This window comes from Bacillus litorisediminis (assembly GCF_022808645.1).
Lineage (GTDB): Bacteria > Bacillota > Bacilli > Bacillales > JC228 > Bacillus_BF > Bacillus_BF litorisediminis.
Map to the genome: position 1 here is coordinate 1 of NZ_JAKZKT010000050.1, position 24035 is coordinate 24035.

Consider the following 24035-nt stretch of genomic DNA (forward strand, 5'->3'; position numbering starts at 1 on the left):
TGGTCTCTTTCAATATTATTGTTTCTCGTCATCATAATCCATCACCTCTAGATATCTCATTATAAATATTGTAAATCAAAAAAGACTGTAGGCAAACTCGATATTATCGAGTTTGTCTACAGTCTGAGCCATCGCTTACTAGCGATGGCTTTTTTTATAAGTCCAAGCAAAATTTACGATATCCGCACGAAATGGGTTTGATCGCGGGAAATCTAATTTTCTTCCATTTATTTTGTAAACTGAAAGGCTATGAATGTTCGCATTATAAAAAAACCAATCTACTTGATCATGAGTATAGATTTTTCAGATTAATGAAACCATTTCCAGGATCCATACGTAAAAGCATAACATATCGGGGGGATTTAGATGACATTATCAGAGATTAAAAAGAATATAGAGAAAGTTATAGTTGGACAAAATGATACGATTGATTTGTTATTAATAGCATTATTAAATGAAGGACATGTTTTACTTGAGAGTGTACCGGGGACAGGCAAAACAATGCTCGCCAAGACATTTGCTAAATCCATTAATAGTGATTTTAAACGGGTTCAATTTACTCCAGATGTGTTGCCGAGTGACATCACAGGCATTCGATTCTTTAATCCAAAAACACAAGAGTTCCAGCATCATTATGGACCAGTCATGACGAATATTTTGCTTGCAGATGAAATCAACCGAGCTACACCAAAAACACAATCGAGCTTACTGGAGGTCATGGAAGAAAGGCAGGTTACGATTGATGGTGAAACGCACTTGCTGCCTTCCCCATTTATGGTAATCGCCACACAAAACCCTGTAGAATCCCAGCAAGGAACTTTTAATTTGCCGACAGCTCAGCTTGACCGCTTTTTCATTAAGATTGAAATGGGTTACCCGAATTTCGGTGCAGAAAAGATTATTATTAAGAAACATTTACGGGATGAGCCGATTAAAGAGATTGATCCAGTATTTCAGCCCGCGGAATTAAAAGAGTTAAGAACACAATTAAGGCAAATTAAGATTTCTGAGGCAATCGAAAATTATATATTAGAAATTGTAACAGAAACCCGAGACAACCCTTCGATTGAGCTAGGGGTTAGTCCGCGGGGGACTCTTGCATTTTTCCGGGCAGCGCAAGGTTTTGCCTTTTTAGATGGGAGAGATTATGTAACACCGGAGGATGTCAAAAAGTCTATATTTCCTGTTCTGGCTCACCGCATTTTATTGTCACCTGAAGCATATATGACAAGTTCGGCGAAACACGTATTAGACAGTATTTTGGCAAAGATCGCGGTTCCTGTTGAAGCAGGTGTTTTATAAGATGTGGAACCGGGTTCAATCAGAAGATCAGTATGCCAAGAGTATTGTGACCGTCTTTTTTTTCTTTGCACTCTTCTCCATCTATTTTCAAACCGCTACTGGGCTAATCATTTCTGTTGCGGTTATGCTCATTTTGATTGGCCAGTCTCTGTATCTTAAATACTCGGGGGCAGGGTTGGTATTTATAAATAAGAAGGAAAGACAGTATTTTTATAAAGAAGATACCGGTACTTTTGAGCTAGAGTTTGTAAACCAAGGCCTTCCGATTCTTTCTGCTACAGTCAGACTTCAACTCGATCCGATTGTCGATCCGATTATGGATGAAGAAATGAAGCTTCAAAGGGTCAGATACGGTAAAACTCTCTTGGAAATCGAGTTGCCTTTTTCAATTGCTAGAAACCAAACGATGAAAATCAAACTTCCATTCACTGCGACGAAAAGGGGTCTAGCGAGAATCAAAAAGATCGATATAGTAATTCCTCATCCTTTTGGATTGGGAGAAGTTACTTTAAACCTAAAGCAAATAGTAAAAAGGGATGCGGTTATTTTCCCTGTATCGAGAAAGATAACAAATGATTTAAGCTTTTCTACCTTAAAAGAAGGGGCAAATGTTCAATTACATTCTTTATTTGAAGATTTGCTAAGTCCGATTGGAACGAGGGACTATGAAATAGGTGACAGTTTTAAAAGAATCAACTGGAAAGCCTCCGCAAGAAAGCAAGTCCTTCAGTCAAAAATGTATGAAAAAACTTCTGAACATAGCGTTCTGCTTAGTTTTAACATTCATGAGTTTTATTCGATTACTTCAAGTTTGGACGAGGTAATCGAAAAAATGGCTTATCTGGCTAGACTCTTTTATGAGCATCAAATCGCCTATGGAATCGCGGTTAACCTTCGAACATTCGGTCCAGTTCCCTTTCTTTTTATTCCGAAAGGGACTGGGAGAGATCATCTATTTAAGGTTTTAGAAGCACTAGCATTGATTGATTACCAAATGGTAACGACTCCATATGAAAAAGTACAGGTGTATTTGCTTCAAAACCAAGGCACGGAGATTATGAACTGGATACACTTCGGTACAGCTGGTGAAAGGCATATAGCGGTTTTTAAAAGGGCTGCTCAAAAAGGTGTTCATTTATTTCAGCTCTGTTCCAAGAATGAACAGCTCATTCCTTTTCAATTTAATTCATTAGAAAGGGAGGCTCCAATAAATGGCTAATCGCTATATTCAATATATATTGAAAACCACCTCCGATAGTCTGGCTGCCATACTCATTCTGTTTCCATTTTATTTTTCTGCTAATAGTCTGCCGCCTATTGGTCCGTTACTGATAATTGCTCTTGTTACCGGCGTGGCGTTTAGCTTTATTTTTGAGCGTATGCCCAATAAAACTATGTTAGTAGGAATGATAGCGATCCTAAGTTTTGGTTTGGGGCTTCTTTTTTCGTTTTCCATTTATTTAATTATTGCAACTTTTCTCTACTTGCTCAGAAAGGCATTTATGTATTCGGAAGATGGGGTCACCACTCAAAATGGAACGAAATTGTTCCTGGTCACGCTTCTCTCAATTGCATTATTTGTTTACGCACAGATTATTGATTATCAACGGCCCGAAGCTATTTTTATCTTATATCTGGTTTTTCTGCTTCTATTTTTTCTGCAAAGATTAGTAAACGGGTGGCTCGAGTCAAAACTCGATTCAAAGCATAGAATCACCTTTGTTTATTGGGTGGTGCTTGCATTTCTTGCGATTGGGGTTGTTTCATTTTTTACACCCGTACTTTCACCATTCCTCAGGCAAGTAATGGTGATGATCATTATTGCACCTATGTGGTTATTGACCTGGATTTTTTATCCTGTGTTAAATTGGCTATTTAATTTAGATCTAGAAAATGGTTCGCTACCGGAAACGATGAAGCCTCAGGTTTCAGAGCAAGAAATGCAATCAACAGAATTGGGAGCAGGTGAAGCATCGGCTGAGGGATTTTCAGAAATTATTTTAATCCTCCTTCTTGTAATTGCTTTTATTGTATTTCTGATGCTGGTATCAAAAGGGAAACTAATACAAGCCATTAACCAGAGAAGAGATGAGGCTGTAGAGATTGCTTATGGTTCGCTAGAAGGTTCATTTTCAATATTTAAGAAATGGAATTTTTCAAATGAACCCGGCCAAATGATAAGAAAACAAGTTTGGAATCTTGAAAAATATGCTGTAAAAAAAGGCATACATAGAGAATGGCACGAAAGTTTAGCCGAGTGGTTTGAAAGAATCGAAATTAATAATGAAGAAACTGAAAGATATATAACTATTTATAATGAATGCCGATACGGGGAAAAGAAAATGTCAGAAGAGGATGTTCACTGGTTTGCAGGATATACCCAAACAATCCGAGATCAATTAAAACAAGCAGTAAAAGGGAGAAAAAGGACAGTAAAGTATAAGAAATCAGGCTATCCGTAATCCAAACCGGCTATAAGCAGACTGAAAGATGACACGCTCTCATTGGAAATCATTACACGTTTAATTTATCTCCGCGACTCCTTGAAATAAGAGGGTCGACTCTATATAATAGTAAAAGTGCGCCAAATTTAATTATTTATACATTAGTATTGCTTCGTAGGCTTGATTTCTGTATAATATTAAATGTTGGCTTTCAAATGCGATGATGTGGAAGGTTGCTGACACACCCGGCCGCTTTGCCATGGCGAGTGTCGTCAGGATATTTCCGCGGAGAATGTCTATTACGAAAATAGGCGATAAAGGAGGGAAAATAATGGCAAAACAAAAAATTCGTATTCGTTTAAAAGCTTATGATCACAGAATCCTAGATCAATCAGCTGAAAAGATTGTAGAAACAGCAAAACGTTCAGGTGCGAATGTATCGGGTCCAATCCCGCTTCCAACTGAAAAGAGTGTGTACACAATTTTAAGAGCTGTTCACAAGTATAAAGATTCTCGTGAGCAATTTGAAATGCGTACTCACAAACGTCTTATTGATATTGTGAACCCAACTCCACAAACAGTTGATTCACTTATGAGACTAGATCTGCCATCAGGCGTAGACATTGAAATTAAACTTTAATGAAATTTTAGGATAAATAAATAGGAGGTGTGACGAATGACCAAAGGAATCTTAGGAAGAAAAATTGGCATGACGCAGATTTTTGCTGAAAATGGCGATCTTATTCCAGTAACTGTGATTGAGGCGGCTCCAAACGTTGTTCTTCAAAAGAAAACAGTTGATACCGATGGATATGAAGCGATTCAACTTGGTTTTGAAGACAAACGCGAAAAGCTTGCGAACAAACCTGAAAAAGGACACGCTGAAAAGGCAAATACTGCACCTAAGCGCTACGTGCGTGAAATCCGTGATATAAATCTTGGAGATTACGAAGTTGGTCAGGAAGTCAAGGTTGATATTTTCGCAGAAGGCGATGTAGTAGATGTAACAGGAATTTCTAAAGGGAAAGGTTTCCAAGGTAATATCAAACGCCATGGACAATCTCGTGGACCAATGGCTCACGGTTCTCGTTACCATCGTCGTCCTGGATCAATGGGTCCTGTAGCTCCTAACCGTGTATTCAAAGGAAAAGCTCTTCCTGGACGCATGGGCGGAGACCAAGTAACGGTTCAAAACCTACAAGTCGTAAAAGTTGATGCAGAGCGTAATCTTTTACTTATTAAAGGTAATGTGCCAGGTGCGAAAAAATCATTAATTAAAATCGAATCTGCCGTTAAAGCGAAATAATTCATCTAGGAAAGGAGGAAAAGGGAATGCCAAAAGTAACCCTATACAACCAAAGTGGTTCTCAAGTTGGAGAAATTGAATTAAGCGATGCTGTATTCGGAATCCAACCAAACAATCACGTATTATTTGAAGCGGTTATGATGCAAAGAGCTTCTTTAAGACAAGGAACTCATAAAGTAAAAAATCGTTCAGAAGTGGCTGGCGGTGGACGTAAGCCATGGCGTCAAAAAGGGACAGGACGTGCTCGTCAAGGTTCTATCCGTTCTCCACAATGGCGTGGCGGCGGTACTGTATTTGGTCCAGTTCCACGCAGCTACAGCTACAAACTGCCAAAGAAAGTACGTCGTTTAGCAATTAAATCAGCTTTATCTTCTAAAGTTCAAGGTGATAACATTCTTGTTCTTGAGTCTTTAAGCTTTGAACAACCAAAAACAAAAGAATTTGTAAATGTGCTTAAAGGTTTATCTGTAAACCGCAAAGCGCTTGTTGTAACAGATGTGTTCGATGAAAACGTGGCACTATCTGCACGCAACATTCCTGGAATTACAGTTGTGGATGCAAATGGCATTAATGTTCTTGATGTCCTTAATCATGATCAATTAATCATTACAAAAGCAGCTGTTGAAAAAGTAGAGGAGGTGCTTGGATAATGGAAGCTCGTGACGTCATTAAGCGCCCCGTTATTACTGAACGTTCAGCAGATATTATGGCTGACAAGAAATATACTTTCGAAGTTGATGTAAGAGCAAACAAAACTCAAGTTAAAGATGCGGTTGAAGAAATCTTTGGTGTGAAAGTTGAGAAAGTGAACATCATGAACTACAAAGGAAAATTCAAGCGCATGGGCCGTTATACTGGCTACACAAACAAACGTCGTAAAGCGATTGTTACTTTAACTGCTGATAGCAAAGAGATTGAAATCTTTGAAGCATAAAAGATTCTTACTTAAATAAGAAGAGGAGGGAACACAATGGCGATTAAAAAATACAAACCTACCTCTAATGGTCGTCGCGGTATGACAGTTTCTGATTTCGCAGAAATCACGACAAGCAAACCAGAAAAGTCTTTGCTTGCTCCATTAAGCAAAAAAGCTGGCCGCAACAATCAAGGTAAGTTAACAGTTCGCCATCAGGGCGGTGGACATAAGCGCCAATATCGTATCATCGATTTCAAACGTGATAAAGATGGTATACCAGGACGCGTTGCTACAATCGAGTATGATCCAAACCGCTCAGCGAATATTGCACTCATTAACTATGTAGACGGTGAAAAACGCTACATTTTAGCACCTAAAAATCTAGAAGTCGGAATGGAAGTTATGTCTGGTCCAGACGCTGACATCAAAGTGGGTAACGCTCTTCCTTTAGGAAACATCCCAATGGGTACAGTTATTCACAACATTGAGTTAAAGCCTGGAAAAGGCGGTCAGCTTGTTCGTTCTGCAGGTACTTCTGCTCAAGTTCTTGGTAAAGAAGGCAAATATGTTCTTGTTCGTTTAACATCTGGTGAGGTTCGCATGATCCTTGCAGAGTGCCGTGCATCTATCGGTCAAGTTGGCAACGAACAACATGAATTAATTAACATTGGTAAAGCAGGACGTTCTCGTTGGTTAGGCAAACGCCCTACAGTTCGCGGTTCTGTAATGAACCCTAATGATCACCCGCACGGTGGTGGTGAAGGTAGAGCGCCTATCGGACGTAAATCTCCAATGACACCATGGGGTAAACCAACTCTTGGTGCGAAAACTCGTAAGAAAAAGAACAAATCTGATAAATTCATCGTTCGTCGTCGTAAAAAATAACGGGATTGTACTACGGTTCAGGTTAAGAGCCGTAGTAGAGTCACGAAGGGAGGCACAAAAATGGGTCGTAGCTTGAAAAAAGGACCTTTTGCAGATGAGCATTTAATGAAAAAGGTTGAGCAATTAAATGAAGCTGACAAAAAGCAAGTTATTAAAACTTGGTCACGTCGCTCAACAATCTTCCCAAGCTTTATCGGTCATACAATTGCTGTATACGATGGACGCAAACATGTTCCAGTTTATATTACGGAAGATATGGTCGGACATAAACTTGGAGAGTTTGCACCAACCCGTACGTATAAAGGCCATGCAAATGACGATAAGAAAACAAGACGTTAACCCGAGAGGAGGGCAAAAAGATGCAAGCAAAAGCTGTTGCTAGAACAGTAAGAATTGCTCCTCGTAAAGTGCGCTTAGTAGTAGATTTAATCCGAGGAAAGCAAGTCGGTGAAGCTATTGCAATTCTGCGTCACACACCTAAAGCAGCTTCTCCTGTTATTGAAAAGGTGTTAAATTCCGCAGTTGCAAATGCTGAGCATAACTATGAAATGGACGTAAATAATCTTGTGGTTTCTCAAGCGTTCGTTGATGAAGGTCCAACCTTAAAACGTTTCCGTCCACGCGCAATGGGACGTGCTAGCGCAATCAACAAACGTACGAGTCATATCACGATCGTTGTATCAGAAAAGAAGGAGGGATAATTCGTGGGTCAAAAAGTACATCCGATCGGTCTGCGTATTGGAGTCATTCGTGACTGGGAATCAAAATGGTATGCTGGCAAAGACTATGCAGACCTTCTGCACGAAGACATTAAAGTACGTGAATACATCACAAAACGTTTAAGTGATGCATCCGTAGCGAAAGTAGAAATTGAGCGTGCGGCTAACCGCATTAATATTACAATTCACACGGCTAAGCCTGGTATGGTAATCGGTAAAGGTGGTACTGAAGTGGAAGCACTTCGTAAGGCTCTTAGCCAATTAACAGGCAAGCGTGTACACATTAACATCATGGAAATCAAAAAAGCTGATTTAGACGCGAAGCTTGTTGCTGAGAACATTGCTCGTCAGCTTGAGAACCGTGTTTCTTTCCGCCGTGCACAAAAACAAGCGATTCAACGTGCTATGCGCGCTGGTGCACAAGGAATTAAAACACAAGTATCTGGTCGTTTAGGCGGAGCTGATATTGCTCGTGCTGAACATTACAGCGAAGGAACTGTTCCTCTTCATACTCTTCGCGCTGACATTGACTATGCTACCGCTGAAGCTGATACAACTTACGGTAAGCTTGGCGTGAAAGTATGGATTTATCGTGGAGAAGTCCTTCCTACGAAGAAGAAATCTGAGGAAGGAGGTAACTAATATGTTACTGCCAAAACGCGTAAAGTATCGCCGTGAACACCGTGGAAAAATGCGTGGAAATGCAAAAGGTGGCACTGAAGTTAGCTTTGGTGAATACGGTTTACAAGCATTAGAAGCTTCATGGATTACAAACCGCCAAATTGAGGCTGCACGTATTGCGATGACACGTTACATGAAACGTGGTGGTAAGGTTTGGATCAAAATCTTCCCTCACAAGCCATACACTGCAAAACCTCTAGAAGTTCGGATGGGTTCCGGTAAAGGGGCTCCAGAAGGATGGGTGGCTGTTGTAAAACCTGGAAAGATTATGTTTGAAGTTGCAGGCGTATCTGAAGAAATCGCTCGTGAAGCACTTCGTTTAGCGTCTCACAAACTTCCTGTTAAGTGTAAGTTTGTAAAACGAGAAGAAATTGGTGGTGAATCAAATGAAGGCTAATGAAATTCGTGAATTAACCACTGCCGAAATTGAACAAAAAGTGAAATCTCTTAAAGAAGAATTATTCAACCTTCGCTTCCAACTTGCGACAGGACAATTAGAAAACACTGCTCGCATTCGTGAGGTTCGTAAGTCCATCGCTCGTATGAAAACTGTAATTCGTGAAAGAGAGATCGGCTTAACTAACAAATAGCCCGAGAGGAGGTTTCCGTAAAGAATGAGTGAACGTAACCAACGTAAAGTATATACTGGCCGTGTTGTTTCCGATAAAATGGATAAAACGGTGACAGTATTAGTGGAAACACATAAAAAACATCCTCTATACGGTAAGCGCGTGAAATATTCTAAGAAATTTAAAGCTCATGACGAGCACAATGAAGCAAAAGTAGGCGATATCGTTCGTATCATGGAAACTCGCCCATTGTCTGCTACAAAGCGTTTCCGTTTAGTTGAAGTTGTAGAAAAAGCAGTTATTATTTAATGATGATTCGGATCACAGCAAATCCGAAGGGAGGTACGACGCATGATTCAACAAGAAACACGTTTAAAAGTTGCTGATAACTCAGGTGCACGTGAAGTTCTAACCATCAAAGTGTTGGGTGGATCTGGCAGAAAAACAGCTAATATTGGTGATGTTATTGTATGTACAGTCAAACAAGCAACACCAGGAGGCGTTGTTAAAAAAGGTGACGTTGTAAAAGCTGTTATTGTCCGTACAAAAAGCGGAGCTCGTCGTTCCGATGGTTCTTACATCAAGTTTGATGAGAACGCATGTGTAATTATTCGTGACGATAAAAGTCCACGTGGAACACGTATTTTCGGACCGGTTGCTCGTGAACTTCGTGATAACAACTTCATGAAAATTGTTTCTTTAGCTCCAGAAGTACTATAAGATTTGTGAGAGGCCTTTAAGGAGGTGCGAAATACGATGCATGTAAAAAAAGGTGACAAGGTAATGGTCATCTCTGGCAAGGACAAGGGTAAAACTGGTGTCATTCTTGCAGCGTTTCCGAAAAACGATCGTGTAGTGGTCGAAGGCGTTAACATCGTGAAAAAACATGCGAAACCTTCACAAGATAATCCGCAAGGGGGAATTATCAGTCGTGAAGCAGCTATTCATGTTTCTAATGTAATGCCAATCGATCCAAAAACAGGTCAGCCAACTCGTGTTGGATATAAGGAAGTAGATGGCAAAAAAGTACGAATCGCAAAAAAATCTGGTGAAAAATTAGACTGATTAAGTCGAACATGAAGGGAGGTATAAGAGAATGAACCGCCTAAAAGAAAAATACGTAAAAGAAATTACACCTTCTCTTATGAGTAAGTTTAACTATAAATCCATTATGCAAGTGCCTAAAATTGAAAAAATCGTTGTCAACATGGGTGTTGGTGACGCTGTTCAAAATGCAAAAGCACTTGATAACGCAGTTGAAGAGCTAGAAATCATCACTGGTCAAAAGCCGGTTGTAACAAGAGCGAAGAAATCTATCGCTGGTTTCCGTCTTCGTGAGGGTATGCCAATCGGTGCGAAGGTGACACTTCGCGGTGAGCGTATGTACGAATTCCTAGATAAGTTAATTTCAGTTTCTCTTCCACGTGTACGTGACTTCCGCGGTGTCTCTAAGAAGGCATTCGATGGCAGAGGAAACTACACATTGGGAATTCGTGAACAGCTTATCTTCCCTGAGATCGATTACGATAAAGTGAGTAAAGTACGTGGTATGGACATCGTAATTGTTACAACTGCAAAAACTGATGAAGAATCACGTGAACTATTAACTCAGTTTGGAATGCCATTCCAAAAGTAGTCGCTAAATAAAAGGGAGGCGAAAACGTGGCTAAAAAATCAATGATTGCGAAGCAACAACGCACGCAAAAGTATAAAGTTCGCGAATATACACGTTGTGAACGTTGCGGACGTCCACATTCTGTATACCGCAAATTTAAACTTTGCCGTATTTGCTTCCGTGAACTTGCATACAAAGGTCAAATTCCTGGCGTTAAAAAAGCCAGCTGGTAAAATCTAAGGAACGTGGGAAGGAGGTCATTACACAATGGTCATGACAGATCCAATTGCAGATATGCTAACTCGTATTCGTAATGCGAATATGGTACGTCACGAGGTTCTTGAAGTTCCGGCTTCAAAACTTAAAAAAGAAGTCGCTGAAATTCTAAAGCGTGAAGGTTTCGTACGTGATGTAGAACATATCGAAGATAACAAACAAGGTGTTCTTCGTATTTTCTTAAAATACGGTGCAAATAACGAACGTGTTATAACTGGCCTTAAGAGAATCAGTAAACCTGGTCTGCGCGTATACGCAAAGGCGGATGAGGTTCCACGCGTTCTTAATGGACTTGGTATTGCAATCGTATCTACATCTCAAGGTGTACTTACAGATAAAGAAGCACGTGCTAAGCAAGTGGGCGGCGAAGTCCTTGCTTACGTTTGGTAATACAACAGATTTGTGAATGGAGGTGCAAAGCATGTCTCGTGTAGGTAAAAAACCTATTGAGGTACCATCAGGTGTTACCGTCACTCTTGACAACAACACTGTAACGGTTAAGGGACCTAAAGGTGAATTAACTCGTACATTTAACCCAAGCATAAAAATTGAGCTAGAAGACAACGTGATTAACGTATCTCGTCCTTCTGATTCACAAGAACACCGTACATTGCACGGAACTACTCGTGCGTTACTCGCAAATATGGTGGAAGGTGTATCTAAAGGATTTGAAAGAGGCTTAGAGCTAATTGGTGTCGGATACCGTGCTTCTAAGCAAGGGAATAAGCTTGTTCTTAATGTTGGCTACTCTCATCCAGTTGAGATCGAACCAGAAAAAGGAATTGAAATCGAAGTTCCTTCTGCTACGAAAATTATCGTTAAAGGTTTCAATAAAGAGCGTGTTGGTGCTCTAGCTGCTAACATTCGTGACGTTCGTCCGCCAGAACCTTATAAAGGTAAAGGAATTCGTTATGAAGGTGAGCATGTACGCCGTAAAGAAGGTAAAACAGGTAAATAATGCCGCATAGGTAACAGAAAGGAGTGAGCTTACGTGATCACAAAGACTAGTAAGAACGCTGTCCGTAAGAAAAGACACGCTCGTGTTCGCTCGAAACTTACTGGAACACCAGAGCGTCCACGTCTAAACGTATTTCGCTCAAACAAATATATTTATGTTCAGCTTATCGATGATGTGAATGGTGTAACAATCGCAAGTGCTTCATCTGCTGAAAAAGATTTTGGAGTTGAAAGCACTGGTAACATTGAAGCTGCAGCTAAAGTTGGTGAATTAATCGCGAAAAGAGCAGTTGAAAAGGGCTTTAAAGAAGTTGTTTTCGACCGCGGCGGTTATTTATACCACGGGCGTATCAAAGCATTAGCAGATGCAGCTCGTGAGAACGGTCTAGAATTTTAATAGACAAAGGAGGGACAAATGAATGCGTCGCATTGATGCCAATAAACTAGAGCTAGAAGAACGTGTTGTTACGGTTAATCGTGTTGCGAAGGTTGTTAAAGGTGGACGTCGTTTCCGTTTCTCTGCACTTGTAGTAGTTGGAGATAAAAATGGTCACGTCGGTTTCGGAACTGGTAAAGCGCAAGAGGTACCAGATGCGATTCGTAAAGCAATTGAAGATGCGAAGAAAAATCTAATTTCTGTACCAATGGTAGGAACTACAATTCCTCACGAAGTTGTAGGCCACTACGGTGCGGGTGAAATTTTGTTAAAGCCAGCTTCTGAAGGTACTGGAGTTATTGCAGGTGGACCTGTTCGTGCGGTACTTGAATTAGCAGGTGTATCTGATATCTTATCTAAGTCGCTTGGAACAAACACACCAATTAACATGGTGCGTGCTACAGTTGAAGGATTAAAACAGTTAAAACGTGCTGAAGACGTTGCTAAACTACGTGGAAAATCAGTTGAAGAACTGTTAGGATAAGGGGGGGAAAACCAATGGCAAAAAAACTAGAAATCACCCTTACACGCAGCCTAATTGGTCGTCCTGAAGATCAACGAGTTACCGTTAAAACTTTGGGACTTAAGAAGCTGCACCAAACGGTTGTTCATGAAGATAATGCAGCAATTCGCGGAATGATTAACAAAGTTTCACACCTTGTAACTGTGAAGGAACAATAATTATTTCCATAGAACAAGGAGGTGCCAATAATGAAGCTACATGAATTGAAGCCTGCACCAGGTTCCCGTAAAGAACGTAACCGTGTAGGACGCGGAATCGGTTCTGGTAACGGGAAAACGGCTGGTAAAGGACATAAAGGTCAAAAAGCACGTTCTGGCGGCGGTGTTAGACTTGGATTTGAAGGTGGTCAAACTCCTCTATTCCAACGTCTGCCTAAACGTGGATTTACAAATATCAATCGTAAAGAATATGCAATTGTAAACCTCGATGCTCTTAACCGCTTTGAAGAAGGTACAGAAGTAACTCCTGAGCTATTAATCGAGACAGGTGTAGTGAAAAGCGAAAAAGCTGGAATTAAAATTCTAGCAGACGGTAAGCTTGAAAAGAAACTGACTGTTAAGGCTCATAAGTTTTCTTCCGCTGCTAAAGAGAAAATCGAAGCAGCAGGCGGTCAAACTGAGGTGATCTAATGTTTCGGACAATCTCCAATTTCATGCGTGTAAAAGACATAAGAAATAAAATTATATTCACTCTCTTAATGCTTCTTGTTTTTAGAATTGGGACATTCATCCCTGTACCAGGGGTGAACCCGGAAGCATTAAATTTTGGTGAAAACAGTGCTTTTGGGCTTCTCAATATCTTCGGTGGAGGGGCTTTGGCACAATTCTCTATCTTTGCGACAGGAATTATGCCTTACATTACAGCTTCAATTATAGTTCAGCTTCTACAGATGGACGTTGTGCCGAAGTTTACTGAGTGGTCTAAGCAAGGGGACGTGGGCCGCAGAAAGCTCGCCCAGGTTACCCGTTATGGAACTATCGTACTTGGTTTTATCCAGGCATTTGGTATGGCTTACGGATTTAATGCGATCTCCGGAGGAGGTCTCATTCAAAATCCAAGTGTCGGCACTTATTTATTAATAGCACTAGTACTGACAGCTGGTACTGCATTTCTGTTGTGGCTTGGTGAGCAAATTACGAGCAAAGGTGTTGGAAATGGGATCTCCATTCTTATCTTTGCTGGTATCGTAGCTGCAATCCCAACGACTATCAGTCAATACATGACACAACAATTTTCCGATGCTGGCGATCAATTGTTTATCCGAATCGTAACAGTTGCTCTAGTGTTATTAGCCGTTATTGCGATCATTGTAGGTATCATTTACATTCAACAAGCTCTTCGTAAAATTCCTGTACAATATGCAAAGCGTGTATCTGGGAAGAATCCAATGGGCGGCGGTCAAAATACACACCTTCCATTAAAAGTAAATGCAGCGGGAGTAATTCCTGTTATCTTTGCGGTTTCTTTTATGATTACACCAACGACAATTGCACAGTTTTTTGAAGCTAATGCAGTAACGAATTGGATACAACGTATTTTTGATTACACACAGCCAATTGGTATGGTCATTTATGTAGCGCTTATCATTGCTTTCACATATTTCTATGCCTTTATTCAAGTAAATCCTGAACAAGTTTCAGAAAACCTGAAGAAACAAGGCGGATATATCCCTGGAATTAGACCTGGTGCGCAGACACAAGCTTATTTAACAAAAGTTTTATACCGTCTCACATTTGTCGGAGCATTGTTCTTAAGTGTTGTGTCAATCTTGCCATTCTTCTTCATTGAGTTTGCTAACCTTCCGCCATCTGCACAAATTGGCGGAACGAGCATTATTATCGTGGTAGGGGTAGCCTTAGAAACAATGAAACAATTAGAAGCGCAACTTGTAAAACGCCATTACAAAGGCTTTATCAAATAGATCCTTTAAAAGTTAGGGGCTCACCTTCCTAGAGTGTTTCCCCTTCTTTGCGATAGAAGGGGCTTAACCTTTAGGTATTACCCTTAATTTTGAGACTGAGGGGGAAATAGGCATGAATTTAGTTCTAATGGGTCTCCCTGGTGCTGGGAAAGGGACTCAAGCTGAAAAAATCGTAGCAAAGTACGATATCCCTCATATCTCAACTGGAGATATGTTCCGAGCAGCAATTAAGGAAGAAACAGATCTTGGTTTAAAGGCGAAATCCTTTATGGATAAAGGAGAACTGGTTCCGGACGAAGTAACGATTGGAATTGTCAAAGAACGCCTTAGCAAAGATGATTGTAAAAAGGGATTTTTACTTGATGGGTTTCCTAGAACAGTTCCTCAAGCAGAAGCTCTAGAACAGCTTTTAAATGACTTGGAAAAAAGACTTAATTATGTCATTCATATTGAAGTCGATAAAAGTGTACTAATGGAGCGTCTAACAGGCCGTAGAATTTGTAAAGATTGTGGAGCTACTTATCACTTAGTCTTTAATCCTCCTGCGAAGCAGGGAGTTTGTGACCGCTGTGGTGGAGAGCTTTATCAACGAGCGGATGACAATGCGGAAACAGTTCAAAATCGTCTTGAGGTTAATATGAAGCAGATGCAGCCATTACTTGATTTCTATCAAGAAAAAGGGTATTTGCGCAATATTAATGGACAACAAGATATACAAGTAGTCTTTAAAGAGATCGAAAAGCTCCTAGGAGACATGAATGCATGATTAAGCTTAAAACACCCCGTGAAATAGAAATCATGAGGGAAGCTGGACGAATTGTTGCTTTGACACTTCAAGAAACAAAAAAATATATTAAGCCTGGCATAACAACAAAGGAATTGGATACAATTGCCGACTCTTTTATTCGCAAGTTAGGTGCAATTCCTTCGTTTAAGGGCTATAATGGTTTTCGTGGCAGCATTTGTGTTTCTGTTAACGAAGAGCTCGTCCACGGTATACCAGGTGATCGAGTATTGAATGATGGAGATATTATTTCTGTCGATATTGGTGCGAAATATAATGGCTATCATGCAGATTCAGCTTGGACGTACCCGGTTGGGCAAATAAGTGAGGAAACTCATAGGTTGCTAGAGGTGACAGAAGAATCCTTATATAAGGGTCTAAACGAAGCAAAGCCCGGCGTAAGACTATCGAACATCTCCCATGCAATTCAGACTTATGTTGAGACATGCGGTTTTTCCATCGTTCGTGAGTATGTCGGACACGGAATTGGTCAAGAATTACATGAAGACCCACAAGTCCCTCACTTTGGTCCGCCTAACATCGGTCCGAAACTAAAACCAGGAATGGTTTTTTGCGTTGAACCAATGGTGAATGCTGGGAGTCGACATGTAAAAACCCTTTCTGATGATTGGACAGTCGTGACGGTGGATGGTAAAATGTGCGCTCACTTTGAGCATACGATTGCCATTACGGAATCTGGCTTTGAGATTTTAACAAAAGCGTAGATAAAATTCATTATGCTGTTGCTCATTAACGAGAAAAAGAGTATAATGCAGTCTGTTTGGTAAAATCGTAAAATACGTTTTACGTTGAAATAGATACACTTGAGAAAGCCCATGGAAGGGAGATGATCTCGATGGCAAAAGATGATGTAATTGAGGTAGAAGGCACTGTAACCGAAACTTTGCCAAACGCAATGTTTAAGGTGGAATTGGAGAATGGCCATACGGTACTTGCGCATGTTTCAGGTAAGATTCGTATGCACTTTATCCGAATCCTGCCAGGTGATAAAGTAACGGTTGAATTGTCGCCATATGACCTTACACGCGGTAGAATCACATACCGCTATAAATAAACCTTACTCCGTATATTAGGGAGGTTGAAAAAAGTGAAGGTAAGACCATCAGTTAAGCCTATTTGCGAAAAATGCAAAGTTATTCGCAGACGCGGTAAAGTAATGGTGATTTGTGAAAATCCTAAACATAAGCAAAAACAAGGATAATATTAAGGAGGTGCTGATCAATGGCTCGTATTGCAGGAGTTGATATTCCTCGTGAAAAGCGTATTGTCATTTCATTAACATATATCTATGGAATCGGTGTACCAACAGCGAAACGAATTTTAGCTGAAGCAGGCGTTTCCGAAGACACACGTGTTCGTGATCTTACTGAAGACGAACTAAATAAAATTCGTGAAATCGTTGATAGACTAAAAGTTGAAGGGGACTTACGCCGTGAGGTTTCTCTTAACATTAAACGTCTAATGGAAATTGGCTGCTACCGCGGATTACGTCACCGTCGCGGATTGCCTGTTCGCGGACAAAATACGAAAAACAATGCTCGTACTCGTAAAGGACCGCGTAAAACAGTTGCGAACAAGAAGAAATAATAAGTAAAGGAGGTTACTATCGATATGGCACGTAAAACAAATACACGTAAACGTCGTGTGAAAAAGAACATTGAATCAGGTGTTGCACACATTCGTTCTACTTTCAACAATACAATTGTAACAATCACAGATGTTCACGGTAATGCGGTCGCTTGGTCAAGCGCTGGTGCGTTAGGATTCAAGGGATCACGTAAATCTACTCCATTTGCTGCGCAAATGGCTGCTGAAACGGCTGCTAAAGGATCTATGGAACACGGTATGAAATCTCTAGAGGTTACAGTTAAAGGCCCTGGTGCTGGACGTGAAGCTGCAATCCGTGCATTACAATCTGCTGGACTAGAAGTAACTGCTATCAGAGACGTGACACCTGTTCCACATAACGGATGCCGCCCGCCAAAACGTCGCCGTGTGTAATTTTTCTGTATAACTTTCATATCCATGTCTATAATGGGATATGATAGCATTTTTTGCCTTTTATACAGAGATACGTTGTTCATACTCAAATTCCGAATACATGTCCTATAGGGAGTTATTAGGGAACATCCTTGGGGGTACACAAGTATTCTGACCGGGTTTTCGACGTTGAAGGAGGGTATTGTTGAATGATCGAGATTGAAAAACCAAAAATTGAAACGGTTGAGATCAACGATGACGCTAAGTACGGGAAGTTTGTCGTAGAACCACTCGAGCGTGGATATGGTACAACTCTAGGGAATTCCCTGCGCCGTATCTTATTATCCTCACTCCCAGGTGCTGCCGTCACATCCATTCAGATTGATGGAGTGCTCCATGAGTTTTCAACAATTGAAGGTGTCGTTGAGGATGTCACGACTATTATCCTAAATATCAAGAAGCTTGCGCTTAAAATATATTCTGATGAAGAAAAAACATTAGAAATTGATGCGCAAGGTGAAGGTCCAGTTACAGCTGGTGACATAACACATGATAGTGATGTTGAAATCTTAAACCCGGATCTTCATATTGCTACTCTTTCCAGCAAAGGGCATCTTCGAATGCGCCTATTTGCGAAAAGAGGCCGCGGTTATGCAACGGCTGAACAAAATAAAAGAGAAGACCAACCTATTGGTGTAATTCCGATTGATTCGATTTATACACCTGTAGCTCGTGTATCTTATCAGGTAGAGAACACACGTGTTGGTCAAATGACCAATTATGATAAATTAACGTTAGATGTTTGGACTGATGGAAGTAACGCACCACATGAGGCTGTTGCTTTAGGTGCCAAGATTCTAACGGAACATCTAAATATCTTTGTCGGCTTAACAGATGAAGCACAAAATGCAGAAATCATGGTCGAAAAAGAAGAAGATCAAAAAGAAAAAGTCCTTGAAATGACGATTGAAGAACTTGACTTATCTGTCCGTTCGTATAACTGTTTAAAACGTGCGGGTATTAATACGGTTCAAGAGCTAGCAAACAAAACGGAAGAGGATATGATGAAAGTCAGAAACCTTGGACGTAAATCGCTTGAAGAAGTAAAAGCTAAGCTAGAAGATTTAGGCTTAGGTTTAAGAAAAGACGACTAATTAAAGTGACATACAACATGACCTTTACAAAAAGGAGGGAATCTATATGTCTTACAGAAAACTAGGACGTACAAGTGATCAGCGCAAAGCATTACTTCGCGATCTTGCGACTGATTTAATCATTAGTGAACGCATCGAGACAACAGAAGCACGTGCGAAGGAATTACGTTCTGTTGTAGAAAAGATGATTACACTTGGCAAACGTGGAGATCTTCACGCACGTCGTCAAGCGGCTGCATACATTCGTCATGAAGTAGCGAATGAAGAAAGCGGTCAAGACGCGATTCAAAAGCTATTTAGTGAGATTGCACCTCGTTACGAAGAGCGTCAAGGCGGATACACTCGTATCATGAAACTTGGACCTCGTCGTGGTGATGGAGCGCCAATGGTTATTATTGAGTTAGTTTAATAATCGGACTAGAAAGGGCGGGACAGCTAATAATGGTTTGGTCCTAGCCCTTTTTTGTCTTAATCTCCACTACGGAGTAAGGTGTAAACTGGAGCGCTATGATGAAGCGGTTTTGAAAGCATTCGTCTAGCTCCTGAGGCAGACACCCCATGTCTGCCTCCGCCCATTCTCTTCATTACCCCATCTATTAATCCTTCAGAAGCCCCCCAAGTAAGAAGAGCAGAGACTAGACTAGATTAGAGGAGAGAGTGAGATGAAAGAGCTCGTTACTGTACAAAACCTTTTCTTTCAATATAATTCCCAATCTGCTTATGCTTTAAAGAATATTTCCCTACAAGTTTTTGAAGGCGAATGGTTGGCCTTAGTCGGACATAATGGTTCAGGGAAATCTACGTTTGCAAAACTTTTAATGGGTCTTCAAGTTTTCAAAGAGGGACAGATCATAATTGATGGTCTTCCATTATCTGAAGATACAGTATGGGACATAAGAAAGAGAATTGGCATGGTCTTTCAAAACCCAGATAACCAATTTGTAGGGGCTACGGTTGAAGATGATGTGGCTTTTACATTAGAGAATAACGGTTTTCCGCGTGATGAAATGAAACAAAGAGTGCTGTACGCACTCAGACAAGTAAATATGGATGAATTTTTAAAAGTAGAACCCCATCATCTTTCCGGAGGCCAAAAACAAAGGGTGGCGATTGCTGGGGTTTTAGCGTTGCAGCCTAAATTAATGATTTTAGATGAAGCGACATCCATGCTTGACCCAAGAGGCCGGGAAGAGGTATTAGAAACGGTGCGGCAATTAAAGGAGAAACAGGATATAACCGTGATATCGATTACGCATGATCTCGAAGAAGCAGCTAAAGCCGATCGGGTTATCGTGTTAAATCAGGGTGAAATATACAGAGAGGGTACACCCAACGAGATTTTTCAATTACACGAAGAATTGGTGGAACTCGGGTTAGATATTCCATTTTCAGTCAAAATGAGAAAAGCATTAAAGGAACAGGGACTTCCAATCAGTCAAGGGTCTCTATCTGCAGGAGAGTTGGTGAATGAATTATGGACATTATTCTCGAAGAAGTAGAATACAAATACCAACCGGGGACTCCATTTGAAAGATTAGCGATCCATGATATTAATATTGAAATTCCTTCTGGAACGTTTATGGCGATCATTGGTCACACGGGCTCAGGGAAATCCACAGTATTGCAGCATTTAAATGCGCTTTTAAAACCGACAAAAGGGAAAGTGAAAATAGGAGACCGTGTGATTGAAGCAGGTGTAAAAGAGAGCAATTTAAAGCCGATCCGCCAAAAGGTAGGGATCGTTTTTCAATTCCCAGAACATCAGCTGTTCGATGAAACCGTGTTAAAAGATGTATGTTTTGGACCAATGAATTATGGGATATCTGAAGAAGAGGCAAAGGGACGGGCTATTCGTGCAATCAAACAGGTTGGATTAACTGAAGAAATCCTTGATAAATCTCCATTTGACCTTTCTGGCGGACAAATGAGGAGAGTGGCCATTGCCGGGGTATTGGCGATGGAGCCAGATGTAATCGTCCTTGACGAACCGACAGCTGGATTAGATCCGCGGGGTCGCAAAGAGATCATGGAAATGTTTAAGAAACTTCATGATGAACGAAATCTCTCAACTATCCTGGTTACACATAGCATGGAGGATGCCTCACAATTTGCAGATCAGATTATAGTCATGCGAAAAGGAACGGTAATGAGAAAAGGGACGCCAGCAGAAATTTTTGCATCGCCTGAAGAGCTGATCGAATTGGGACTAGATGTACCAGAAGTTGTGAAGTTCCGTTTAATGGTAGAAAAGAAATTAGGTATTACCTTTCCGACGCCATCCATGAACATGGAGGAATTGGCTTTCCAAATTGCACAGTATGTAAAGGAGGGGGCTTTGCATGACTGATAAGATTATTCTTGGCCGCTATATTCCGGTTGATTCACCCCTGCATAGGCTAGATGCCCGATCAAAAATTGTTTTTGTGTTTGGATTTATTTTAATCGTATTTTTAGCCAATAATGTAACAACGAATGTAATTCTTTTCCTTTTTACAATAGGAACCGTAGTTATATCAAATGTACCTTATAAATTTTTATTGAACGGATTAAAGCCAATACTGATTATTATTCTCTTTACATTTCTATTGCATCTCTTTTTTACAAAAGAAGGAGATCTCGTTGTTGAGTGGGGCTGGATTAAGATTTATGAAGAAGGGATCAGACAGGGGATTTTTATCTCACTTCGTTTTATTTATTTAATTCTGATTACATCTTTATTAACGCTAACCACATCTCCGATTACGCTGACGGATGGGTTAGAGAGCTTATTAAATCCATTAAAAAAAGTGAAAATGCCGGTACATGAACTGGCATTAATGATGTCGATCTCACTTCGCTTTATTCCAACGTTAATGGAAGAAACAGAGAAAATCATGAAGGCGCAAACTGCAAGAGGCGTGGAGTTTTCTTCTGGTCCGATTAAAGAACGGGTAAAGGCCATTGTTCCACTTCTTATTCCGTTATTTGTTAGCTCTTTTAAAAGAGCGGAAGAACTGGCTTTAGCTATGGAGGCAAGAGGATATAAGGGTGGAGAAGGCAGAACGAAGTATCGTGAATTAAAGTGGGAAACTAGAGATCATGTCCTAATGATGATCTTTGCTGGTTTAACGGCCATTTTGTGGTTTTTACGTTCATAAAGGGGGTTAAGATGCAACGGATCAAACTTACCATCTCATATGACGGAACAAATTTTAATGGATATCAGGTGCAGCCAAACGAACGAACCGTTCAATCTGAGCTTGAAAAGGTACTCGAGCAGATTCATAAAGGCAAGACTGTGAAAGTGACAGCTTCAGGCAGGACAGACCGTTTTGTACATGCTGTCGGGCAGGTTGTTCATTTTGATACGGATTTAAGTATTCCGCCAGAAAAATGGAGCAGAGCGTTAAATAGCTTGCTGCCTGACGATATCTTAGTAAGGGAAGCCGAATGGGTTGCGAATGATTTTCATGCAAGATTTGATGCAGTCCGGAAAGAATATCGCTATAAATTGAACCGCGGACCGCTGCCAGACCTGTTTAAGCGAAACTTTGAATATCACTATCCATACCCGTTAGATATAGAGAAAATGAGAAAAGCAGCTGCTCATCTTTTAGGCACCCATGACTTTTCTAGCTTTTCTTCAGCCAAATCGGAGGTAGAGGACCGAATCCGAACGATCTATACAATTGAAGTTATCGAAATAGAAGATGAAGTCATCTTTCAATTTATCGGAAATGGATTTTTATACAATATGGTGAGGATATTAGTAGGGACATTGTTGGAGGTTGGAATCGGGAAACGGGAGCCTGATTCCATGCATCAGCTGTTAGAAGGGAAAGACCGCAGACTGGCAGGGAAAACCGCACCTGGGCATGGATTATATTTGTGGAGAGTAGAGTATTAGTTTGTTCTATCTTTCGTTTTGCAGGTCATACAAAGAAATCATAGCTGATAGGCTAAAGGGCATTGGTTCCGTTTCTGTACAAAATCGCCGATTTTGAGAATTAGCGGATACTGGTGCCTTTATTGAGGTACATATATGTGTTTTTTGAATGATTCAAAGCGAATAGCGGACCGTATGTCCTATCATTGACTAAAACGGGCATTTTTGTGAAAATAACGGATTGTATGTCCGCAAAGTAGAGAATAAGACAAATCCAGGTTGAGCCCGCGGATTAATTTGTCTGAATTCACCCTGTAAAAGTAGAGATTTAAATAAATAATCAGGGGGAAACCTTCCACATTTTTTACATTTTCTCCTTGACATTGAGCCGCCAGACCTATATCATATTAAGGTATATGATTATTCCGCGATAAAGCCCCGGAACTCTATCGTGATTGAATAGATTTGTTACGTTTAATGAAAACAATTAGACATGAAACTGAAATTAGGAGGATCATTCATGCGTACAACTTACATGGCGAAAGCAAATGAAGTGGAACGTAAATGGTACGTTGTTGACGCGGAAGGCAAGACACTTGGTCGCTTAGCTAGCGAAGTGGCTGCAATCTTACGCGGAAAAAACAAACCAACTTATACTCCACATGTTGATACAGGCGATCACGTTATTATCGTCAACGCATCTAAAATCGAATTAACTGGGAAAAAGCTAACTGACAAGATTTACTACCGTCACAGTATGCACCCAGGCGGACTAAAAACAAGAACTGCATTAGAAATGCGTACAAACTATCCTGTACAAATGTTAGAGCTTGCTATTAAAGGAATGCTTCCAAAGACTTCTCTTGGACGCCAAATGTTTAAAAAGCTTCACGTTTATGCTGGAAGCGAACATCCACACCAAGCTCAAAAACCAGAAGTTTACGAACTTCGCGGATAATCTCAGAAGGAGGGACTACTCAACATGGCACAAGTACAATATTACGGAACAGGCCGTCGCAAAAGTTCTGTTGCTCGCGTACGTCTAGTACCAGGCGAAGGAAAAGTTGTGGTAAACGGTCGTGACGTTGAAGACTATATTCCATTCGCAGCACTTCGTGAAGTGGTGAAACAACCTCTTAATGTTACTGAAACTCTTGGTAGCTACGATGTGTTAGTAAACGTTTCAGGTGGAGGTTATACAGGACAAGCGGGAGCTATCCGTCACGGAATCGCTCGTGCGTTACTGCAAGCTGATCCTGAATTTCGCGGACCACTTAAGCGTGCAGGACTATTAACTCGTGACCCACGTATGAAAGAACGTAAAAAATACGGTCTTAAAGGTGCTCGTCGCGCGCCACAATTCTCAAAGCGTTAATAACCCATATATATCAAGGGTTTGGCCCATTTGGACTTTTCAAGAGGTTCCCAAATGGGCCTTTTATTTTCGTTTAGGAAATTATAAAATTCTAGACGTGTGGATAACTGTTCTGTAAAATGTTCGTATATATATATTAATGGAGATGTCATATGAGTCAGGCTAACAGCGGAATTATCAAACGTATATTAAAAGATCATTTTGATGGTTATTGGAAGATGCACTCAGATCTTTTTTCGGAGTCATACCGTGAAGACATAAAAGAAACAGTTGAGAAAGCAATAAGATGCGGCACTCGGGATTTGG

The 24035-nt window shown here is 40.6% G+C and carries 39 protein-coding genes; all 39 read left to right on the forward strand.

Annotated features, from left to right (window positions below):
• The first annotated feature begins 366 nt into the window (after positions 1-366).
• The 39 genes from MLE14_RS18760 to rpsI all read left to right on the forward strand — a co-directional run bounded on the left by MLE14_RS18760 (position 367) and on the right by rpsI (position 23729).
• Positions 367-1302, forward strand: coding sequence for an AAA family ATPase (locus tag MLE14_RS18760; protein WP_243299984.1), 936 nt, complete (start codon positions 367-369; stop codon positions 1300-1302).
• Between the two features lies 1 nt (position 1303).
• Complete coding sequence (locus MLE14_RS18765) at positions 1304-2521, forward strand: DUF58 domain-containing protein (protein ID WP_243299985.1); 1218 nt, start codon at positions 1304-1306, stop codon at positions 2519-2521.
• Positions 2514-3764, forward strand: coding sequence for a hypothetical protein (locus MLE14_RS18770; protein ID WP_243299986.1), 1251 nt, complete (start codon positions 2514-2516; stop codon positions 3762-3764). The genes MLE14_RS18765 and MLE14_RS18770 overlap by 8 nt, the downstream gene beginning before the upstream one ends.
• 313 nt (positions 3765-4077) lie before the next feature.
• Positions 4078-4386 (forward strand): 30S ribosomal protein S10, encoded by a 309-nt coding sequence (gene rpsJ / locus MLE14_RS18775; protein ID WP_013858078.1) that lies wholly within the window; start codon positions 4078-4080, stop codon positions 4384-4386.
• A 36-nt stretch (positions 4387-4422) separates the two neighbouring features.
• On the forward strand, positions 4423-5052 hold the full coding sequence (gene rplC / locus MLE14_RS18780; protein WP_243299987.1) for a 50S ribosomal protein L3: 630 nt from the start codon (positions 4423-4425) through the stop codon (positions 5050-5052).
• A 26-nt stretch (positions 5053-5078) separates the two neighbouring features.
• Positions 5079-5702 (forward strand): 50S ribosomal protein L4, encoded by a 624-nt coding sequence (gene rplD / locus MLE14_RS18785; protein WP_243299988.1) that lies wholly within the window; start codon positions 5079-5081, stop codon positions 5700-5702.
• Positions 5699-5986: a 50S ribosomal protein L23 gene (gene rplW, locus MLE14_RS18790; RefSeq protein ID WP_243300015.1), complete on the forward strand. Its 288-nt coding sequence runs from the start codon at positions 5699-5701 to the stop codon at positions 5984-5986. The genes rplD and rplW overlap by 4 nt, the downstream gene beginning before the upstream one ends.
• Positions 5987-6022: 36 nt before the next feature.
• Positions 6023-6853: a 50S ribosomal protein L2 gene (rplB, locus tag MLE14_RS18795; RefSeq protein WP_243299989.1), complete on the forward strand. Its 831-nt coding sequence runs from the start codon at positions 6023-6025 to the stop codon at positions 6851-6853.
• A 60-nt stretch (positions 6854-6913) separates the two neighbouring features.
• Positions 6914-7192, forward strand: a complete 279-nt coding sequence (gene rpsS, locus MLE14_RS18800; RefSeq protein WP_243299990.1) for a 30S ribosomal protein S19 — start codon at positions 6914-6916, stop codon at positions 7190-7192.
• Positions 7193-7212: 20 nt separating this feature from the next.
• Positions 7213-7554, forward strand: a complete 342-nt coding sequence (gene rplV / locus MLE14_RS18805) for a 50S ribosomal protein L22 (RefSeq protein WP_243299991.1) — start codon at positions 7213-7215, stop codon at positions 7552-7554.
• A gap of 3 nt (positions 7555-7557) precedes the next feature.
• Positions 7558-8214: a 30S ribosomal protein S3 gene (rpsC, locus tag MLE14_RS18810; protein ID WP_243299992.1), complete on the forward strand. Its 657-nt coding sequence runs from the start codon at positions 7558-7560 to the stop codon at positions 8212-8214.
• 1 nt (position 8215) lies between these two features.
• Positions 8216-8650 (forward strand): 50S ribosomal protein L16, encoded by a 435-nt coding sequence (gene rplP, locus MLE14_RS18815; protein WP_243299993.1) that lies wholly within the window; start codon positions 8216-8218, stop codon positions 8648-8650.
• Entirely contained in the window at positions 8640-8843 is a 204-nt protein-coding gene (gene rpmC / locus MLE14_RS18820; protein ID WP_097160697.1) for a 50S ribosomal protein L29, read from the forward strand. The genes rplP and rpmC overlap by 11 nt, the downstream gene beginning before the upstream one ends.
• Before the next feature lie 24 nt (positions 8844-8867).
• Positions 8868-9131 (forward strand): 30S ribosomal protein S17, encoded by a 264-nt coding sequence (gene rpsQ / locus MLE14_RS18825; RefSeq protein WP_243299994.1) that lies wholly within the window; start codon positions 8868-8870, stop codon positions 9129-9131.
• A 42-nt stretch (positions 9132-9173) separates the two neighbouring features.
• A complete protein-coding gene (gene rplN, locus MLE14_RS18830; RefSeq protein ID WP_097160695.1) occupies positions 9174-9542 on the forward strand; it encodes a 50S ribosomal protein L14 in 369 nt (122 codons plus the stop codon).
• 36 nt (positions 9543-9578) lie between these two features.
• Positions 9579-9887 (forward strand): 50S ribosomal protein L24, encoded by a 309-nt coding sequence (gene rplX / locus MLE14_RS18835; RefSeq protein WP_243299995.1) that lies wholly within the window; start codon positions 9579-9581, stop codon positions 9885-9887.
• A 31-nt stretch (positions 9888-9918) separates the two neighbouring features.
• Complete coding sequence (rplE, locus tag MLE14_RS18840) at positions 9919-10458, forward strand: 50S ribosomal protein L5 (protein WP_243299996.1); 540 nt, start codon at positions 9919-9921, stop codon at positions 10456-10458.
• Between the two features lie 26 nt (positions 10459-10484).
• Complete coding sequence (locus tag MLE14_RS18845; protein ID WP_097160692.1) at positions 10485-10670, forward strand: type Z 30S ribosomal protein S14; 186 nt, start codon at positions 10485-10487, stop codon at positions 10668-10670.
• A gap of 34 nt (positions 10671-10704) precedes the next feature.
• Positions 10705-11103, forward strand: a complete 399-nt coding sequence (gene rpsH / locus MLE14_RS18850; RefSeq protein WP_243299997.1) for a 30S ribosomal protein S8 — start codon at positions 10705-10707, stop codon at positions 11101-11103.
• A gap of 31 nt (positions 11104-11134) precedes the next feature.
• Positions 11135-11671 (forward strand): 50S ribosomal protein L6, encoded by a 537-nt coding sequence (gene rplF / locus MLE14_RS18855; protein WP_243299998.1) that lies wholly within the window; start codon positions 11135-11137, stop codon positions 11669-11671.
• Between the two features lie 33 nt (positions 11672-11704).
• Positions 11705-12067: a 50S ribosomal protein L18 gene (gene rplR / locus MLE14_RS18860; RefSeq protein ID WP_243299999.1), complete on the forward strand. Its 363-nt coding sequence runs from the start codon at positions 11705-11707 to the stop codon at positions 12065-12067.
• Between the two features lie 22 nt (positions 12068-12089).
• On the forward strand, positions 12090-12590 hold the full coding sequence (rpsE, locus tag MLE14_RS18865) for a 30S ribosomal protein S5 (protein ID WP_243300000.1): 501 nt from the start codon (positions 12090-12092) through the stop codon (positions 12588-12590).
• 14 nt (positions 12591-12604) lie between these two features.
• Positions 12605-12787: a 50S ribosomal protein L30 gene (gene rpmD, locus MLE14_RS18870; RefSeq protein WP_097160687.1), complete on the forward strand. Its 183-nt coding sequence runs from the start codon at positions 12605-12607 to the stop codon at positions 12785-12787.
• 30 nt (positions 12788-12817) lie between these two features.
• Complete coding sequence (gene rplO, locus MLE14_RS18875; RefSeq protein ID WP_243300001.1) at positions 12818-13258, forward strand: 50S ribosomal protein L15; 441 nt, start codon at positions 12818-12820, stop codon at positions 13256-13258.
• Positions 13258-14550 carry a preprotein translocase subunit SecY gene (gene secY, locus MLE14_RS18880; RefSeq protein ID WP_243300002.1) on the forward strand — a complete coding sequence of 431 codons (1293 nt, stop codon included), beginning with the start codon at positions 13258-13260 and terminating at the stop codon, positions 14548-14550. Before rplO ends, secY begins: the two co-directional genes overlap by 1 nt.
• A gap of 112 nt (positions 14551-14662) precedes the next feature.
• Positions 14663-15316, forward strand: coding sequence for an adenylate kinase (locus MLE14_RS18885; RefSeq protein WP_243300003.1), 654 nt, complete (start codon positions 14663-14665; stop codon positions 15314-15316).
• Complete coding sequence (map, locus tag MLE14_RS18890) at positions 15313-16059, forward strand: type I methionyl aminopeptidase (RefSeq protein WP_243300004.1); 747 nt, start codon at positions 15313-15315, stop codon at positions 16057-16059. Before MLE14_RS18885 ends, map begins: the two co-directional genes overlap by 4 nt.
• Positions 16060-16190: 131 nt before the next feature.
• A complete protein-coding gene (gene infA, locus MLE14_RS18895) occupies positions 16191-16409 on the forward strand; it encodes a translation initiation factor IF-1 (protein ID WP_003354757.1) in 219 nt (72 codons plus the stop codon).
• A gap of 33 nt (positions 16410-16442) precedes the next feature.
• Positions 16443-16556, forward strand: a complete 114-nt coding sequence (gene rpmJ / locus MLE14_RS18900) for a 50S ribosomal protein L36 (RefSeq protein ID WP_000868344.1) — start codon at positions 16443-16445, stop codon at positions 16554-16556.
• A 20-nt stretch (positions 16557-16576) separates the two neighbouring features.
• A complete protein-coding gene (gene rpsM, locus MLE14_RS18905; RefSeq protein ID WP_243300005.1) occupies positions 16577-16942 on the forward strand; it encodes a 30S ribosomal protein S13 in 366 nt (121 codons plus the stop codon).
• A gap of 24 nt (positions 16943-16966) precedes the next feature.
• Positions 16967-17356 (forward strand): 30S ribosomal protein S11, encoded by a 390-nt coding sequence (rpsK, locus tag MLE14_RS18910; protein WP_243300006.1) that lies wholly within the window; start codon positions 16967-16969, stop codon positions 17354-17356.
• Between the two features lie 188 nt (positions 17357-17544).
• On the forward strand, positions 17545-18489 hold the full coding sequence (locus MLE14_RS18915) for a DNA-directed RNA polymerase subunit alpha (protein ID WP_243300007.1): 945 nt from the start codon (positions 17545-17547) through the stop codon (positions 18487-18489).
• Positions 18490-18535: 46 nt separating this feature from the next.
• Positions 18536-18898 (forward strand): 50S ribosomal protein L17, encoded by a 363-nt coding sequence (rplQ, locus tag MLE14_RS18920; RefSeq protein ID WP_243300008.1) that lies wholly within the window; start codon positions 18536-18538, stop codon positions 18896-18898.
• A gap of 253 nt (positions 18899-19151) precedes the next feature.
• On the forward strand, positions 19152-19988 hold the full coding sequence (locus tag MLE14_RS18925; RefSeq protein ID WP_243300009.1) for an energy-coupling factor ABC transporter ATP-binding protein: 837 nt from the start codon (positions 19152-19154) through the stop codon (positions 19986-19988).
• On the forward strand, positions 19964-20836 hold the full coding sequence (locus MLE14_RS18930) for an energy-coupling factor ABC transporter ATP-binding protein (protein WP_243300010.1): 873 nt from the start codon (positions 19964-19966) through the stop codon (positions 20834-20836). Before MLE14_RS18925 ends, MLE14_RS18930 begins: the two co-directional genes overlap by 25 nt.
• Positions 20829-21626, forward strand: coding sequence for an energy-coupling factor transporter transmembrane component T family protein (locus MLE14_RS18935; RefSeq protein ID WP_243300011.1), 798 nt, complete (start codon positions 20829-20831; stop codon positions 21624-21626). Before MLE14_RS18930 ends, MLE14_RS18935 begins: the two co-directional genes overlap by 8 nt.
• Positions 21627-21637: 11 nt before the next feature.
• Positions 21638-22375 (forward strand): tRNA pseudouridine(38-40) synthase TruA, encoded by a 738-nt coding sequence (truA, locus tag MLE14_RS18940; protein WP_243300012.1) that lies wholly within the window; start codon positions 21638-21640, stop codon positions 22373-22375.
• A gap of 499 nt (positions 22376-22874) precedes the next feature.
• On the forward strand, positions 22875-23312 hold the full coding sequence (gene rplM / locus MLE14_RS18945) for a 50S ribosomal protein L13 (protein ID WP_243300013.1): 438 nt from the start codon (positions 22875-22877) through the stop codon (positions 23310-23312).
• A gap of 24 nt (positions 23313-23336) precedes the next feature.
• Positions 23337-23729, forward strand: coding sequence for a 30S ribosomal protein S9 (gene rpsI, locus MLE14_RS18950; protein WP_243300014.1), 393 nt, complete (start codon positions 23337-23339; stop codon positions 23727-23729).
• Positions 23730-24035: the final 306 nt, after the last annotated feature.

Coding starts and splice junctions, on each gene's coding strand:
- rplM (WP_243300013.1), top strand. CDS start 22,875: ATGCGTACAACTTACATGGCGAAAGCAAATGAAGTGGAACGTAAATGG.
- MLE14_RS18925 (WP_243300009.1), top strand. CDS start 19,152: ATGAAAGAGCTCGTTACTGTACAAAACCTTTTCTTTCAATATAATTCC.
- rplX (WP_243299995.1), top strand. CDS start 9,579: ATGCATGTAAAAAAAGGTGACAAGGTAATGGTCATCTCTGGCAAGGAC.
- MLE14_RS18770 (WP_243299986.1), top strand. CDS start 2,514: ATGGCTAATCGCTATATTCAATATATATTGAAAACCACCTCCGATAGT.
- rplP (WP_243299993.1), top strand. CDS start 8,216: ATGTTACTGCCAAAACGCGTAAAGTATCGCCGTGAACACCGTGGAAAA.
- map (WP_243300004.1), top strand. CDS start 15,313: ATGATTAAGCTTAAAACACCCCGTGAAATAGAAATCATGAGGGAAGCT.
- MLE14_RS18760 (WP_243299984.1), top strand. CDS start 367: ATGACATTATCAGAGATTAAAAAGAATATAGAGAAAGTTATAGTTGGA.
- rpsM (WP_243300005.1), top strand. CDS start 16,577: ATGGCTCGTATTGCAGGAGTTGATATTCCTCGTGAAAAGCGTATTGTC.
- secY (WP_243300002.1), top strand. CDS start 13,258: ATGTTTCGGACAATCTCCAATTTCATGCGTGTAAAAGACATAAGAAAT.
- rpmD (WP_097160687.1), top strand. CDS start 12,605: ATGGCAAAAAAACTAGAAATCACCCTTACACGCAGCCTAATTGGTCGT.
- rpsI (WP_243300014.1), top strand. CDS start 23,337: ATGGCACAAGTACAATATTACGGAACAGGCCGTCGCAAAAGTTCTGTT.
- rpsK (WP_243300006.1), top strand. CDS start 16,967: ATGGCACGTAAAACAAATACACGTAAACGTCGTGTGAAAAAGAACATT.
- rplE (WP_243299996.1), top strand. CDS start 9,919: ATGAACCGCCTAAAAGAAAAATACGTAAAAGAAATTACACCTTCTCTT.
- rplN (WP_097160695.1), top strand. CDS start 9,174: ATGATTCAACAAGAAACACGTTTAAAAGTTGCTGATAACTCAGGTGCA.
- truA (WP_243300012.1), top strand. CDS start 21,638: ATGCAACGGATCAAACTTACCATCTCATATGACGGAACAAATTTTAAT.
- rplV (WP_243299991.1), top strand. CDS start 7,213: ATGCAAGCAAAAGCTGTTGCTAGAACAGTAAGAATTGCTCCTCGTAAA.
- rpsQ (WP_243299994.1), top strand. CDS start 8,868: ATGAGTGAACGTAACCAACGTAAAGTATATACTGGCCGTGTTGTTTCC.
- rpmC (WP_097160697.1), top strand. CDS start 8,640: ATGAAGGCTAATGAAATTCGTGAATTAACCACTGCCGAAATTGAACAA.
- MLE14_RS18935 (WP_243300011.1), top strand. CDS start 20,829: ATGACTGATAAGATTATTCTTGGCCGCTATATTCCGGTTGATTCACCC.
- MLE14_RS18765 (WP_243299985.1), top strand. CDS start 1,304: ATGTGGAACCGGGTTCAATCAGAAGATCAGTATGCCAAGAGTATTGTG.
- rpsS (WP_243299990.1), top strand. CDS start 6,914: ATGGGTCGTAGCTTGAAAAAAGGACCTTTTGCAGATGAGCATTTAATG.
- rplQ (WP_243300008.1), top strand. CDS start 18,536: ATGTCTTACAGAAAACTAGGACGTACAAGTGATCAGCGCAAAGCATTA.
- rpsH (WP_243299997.1), top strand. CDS start 10,705: ATGGTCATGACAGATCCAATTGCAGATATGCTAACTCGTATTCGTAAT.
- rplO (WP_243300001.1), top strand. CDS start 12,818: ATGAAGCTACATGAATTGAAGCCTGCACCAGGTTCCCGTAAAGAACGT.
- MLE14_RS18930 (WP_243300010.1), top strand. CDS start 19,964: ATGGACATTATTCTCGAAGAAGTAGAATACAAATACCAACCGGGGACT.
- rpsJ (WP_013858078.1), top strand. CDS start 4,078: ATGGCAAAACAAAAAATTCGTATTCGTTTAAAAGCTTATGATCACAGA.
- rplF (WP_243299998.1), top strand. CDS start 11,135: ATGTCTCGTGTAGGTAAAAAACCTATTGAGGTACCATCAGGTGTTACC.
- rplB (WP_243299989.1), top strand. CDS start 6,023: ATGGCGATTAAAAAATACAAACCTACCTCTAATGGTCGTCGCGGTATG.
- MLE14_RS18885 (WP_243300003.1), top strand. CDS start 14,663: ATGAATTTAGTTCTAATGGGTCTCCCTGGTGCTGGGAAAGGGACTCAA.
- rpsE (WP_243300000.1), top strand. CDS start 12,090: ATGCGTCGCATTGATGCCAATAAACTAGAGCTAGAAGAACGTGTTGTT.
- infA (WP_003354757.1), top strand. CDS start 16,191: ATGGCAAAAGATGATGTAATTGAGGTAGAAGGCACTGTAACCGAAACT.
- rplD (WP_243299988.1), top strand. CDS start 5,079: ATGCCAAAAGTAACCCTATACAACCAAAGTGGTTCTCAAGTTGGAGAA.
- MLE14_RS18915 (WP_243300007.1), top strand. CDS start 17,545: ATGATCGAGATTGAAAAACCAAAAATTGAAACGGTTGAGATCAACGAT.
- rplC (WP_243299987.1), top strand. CDS start 4,423: ATGACCAAAGGAATCTTAGGAAGAAAAATTGGCATGACGCAGATTTTT.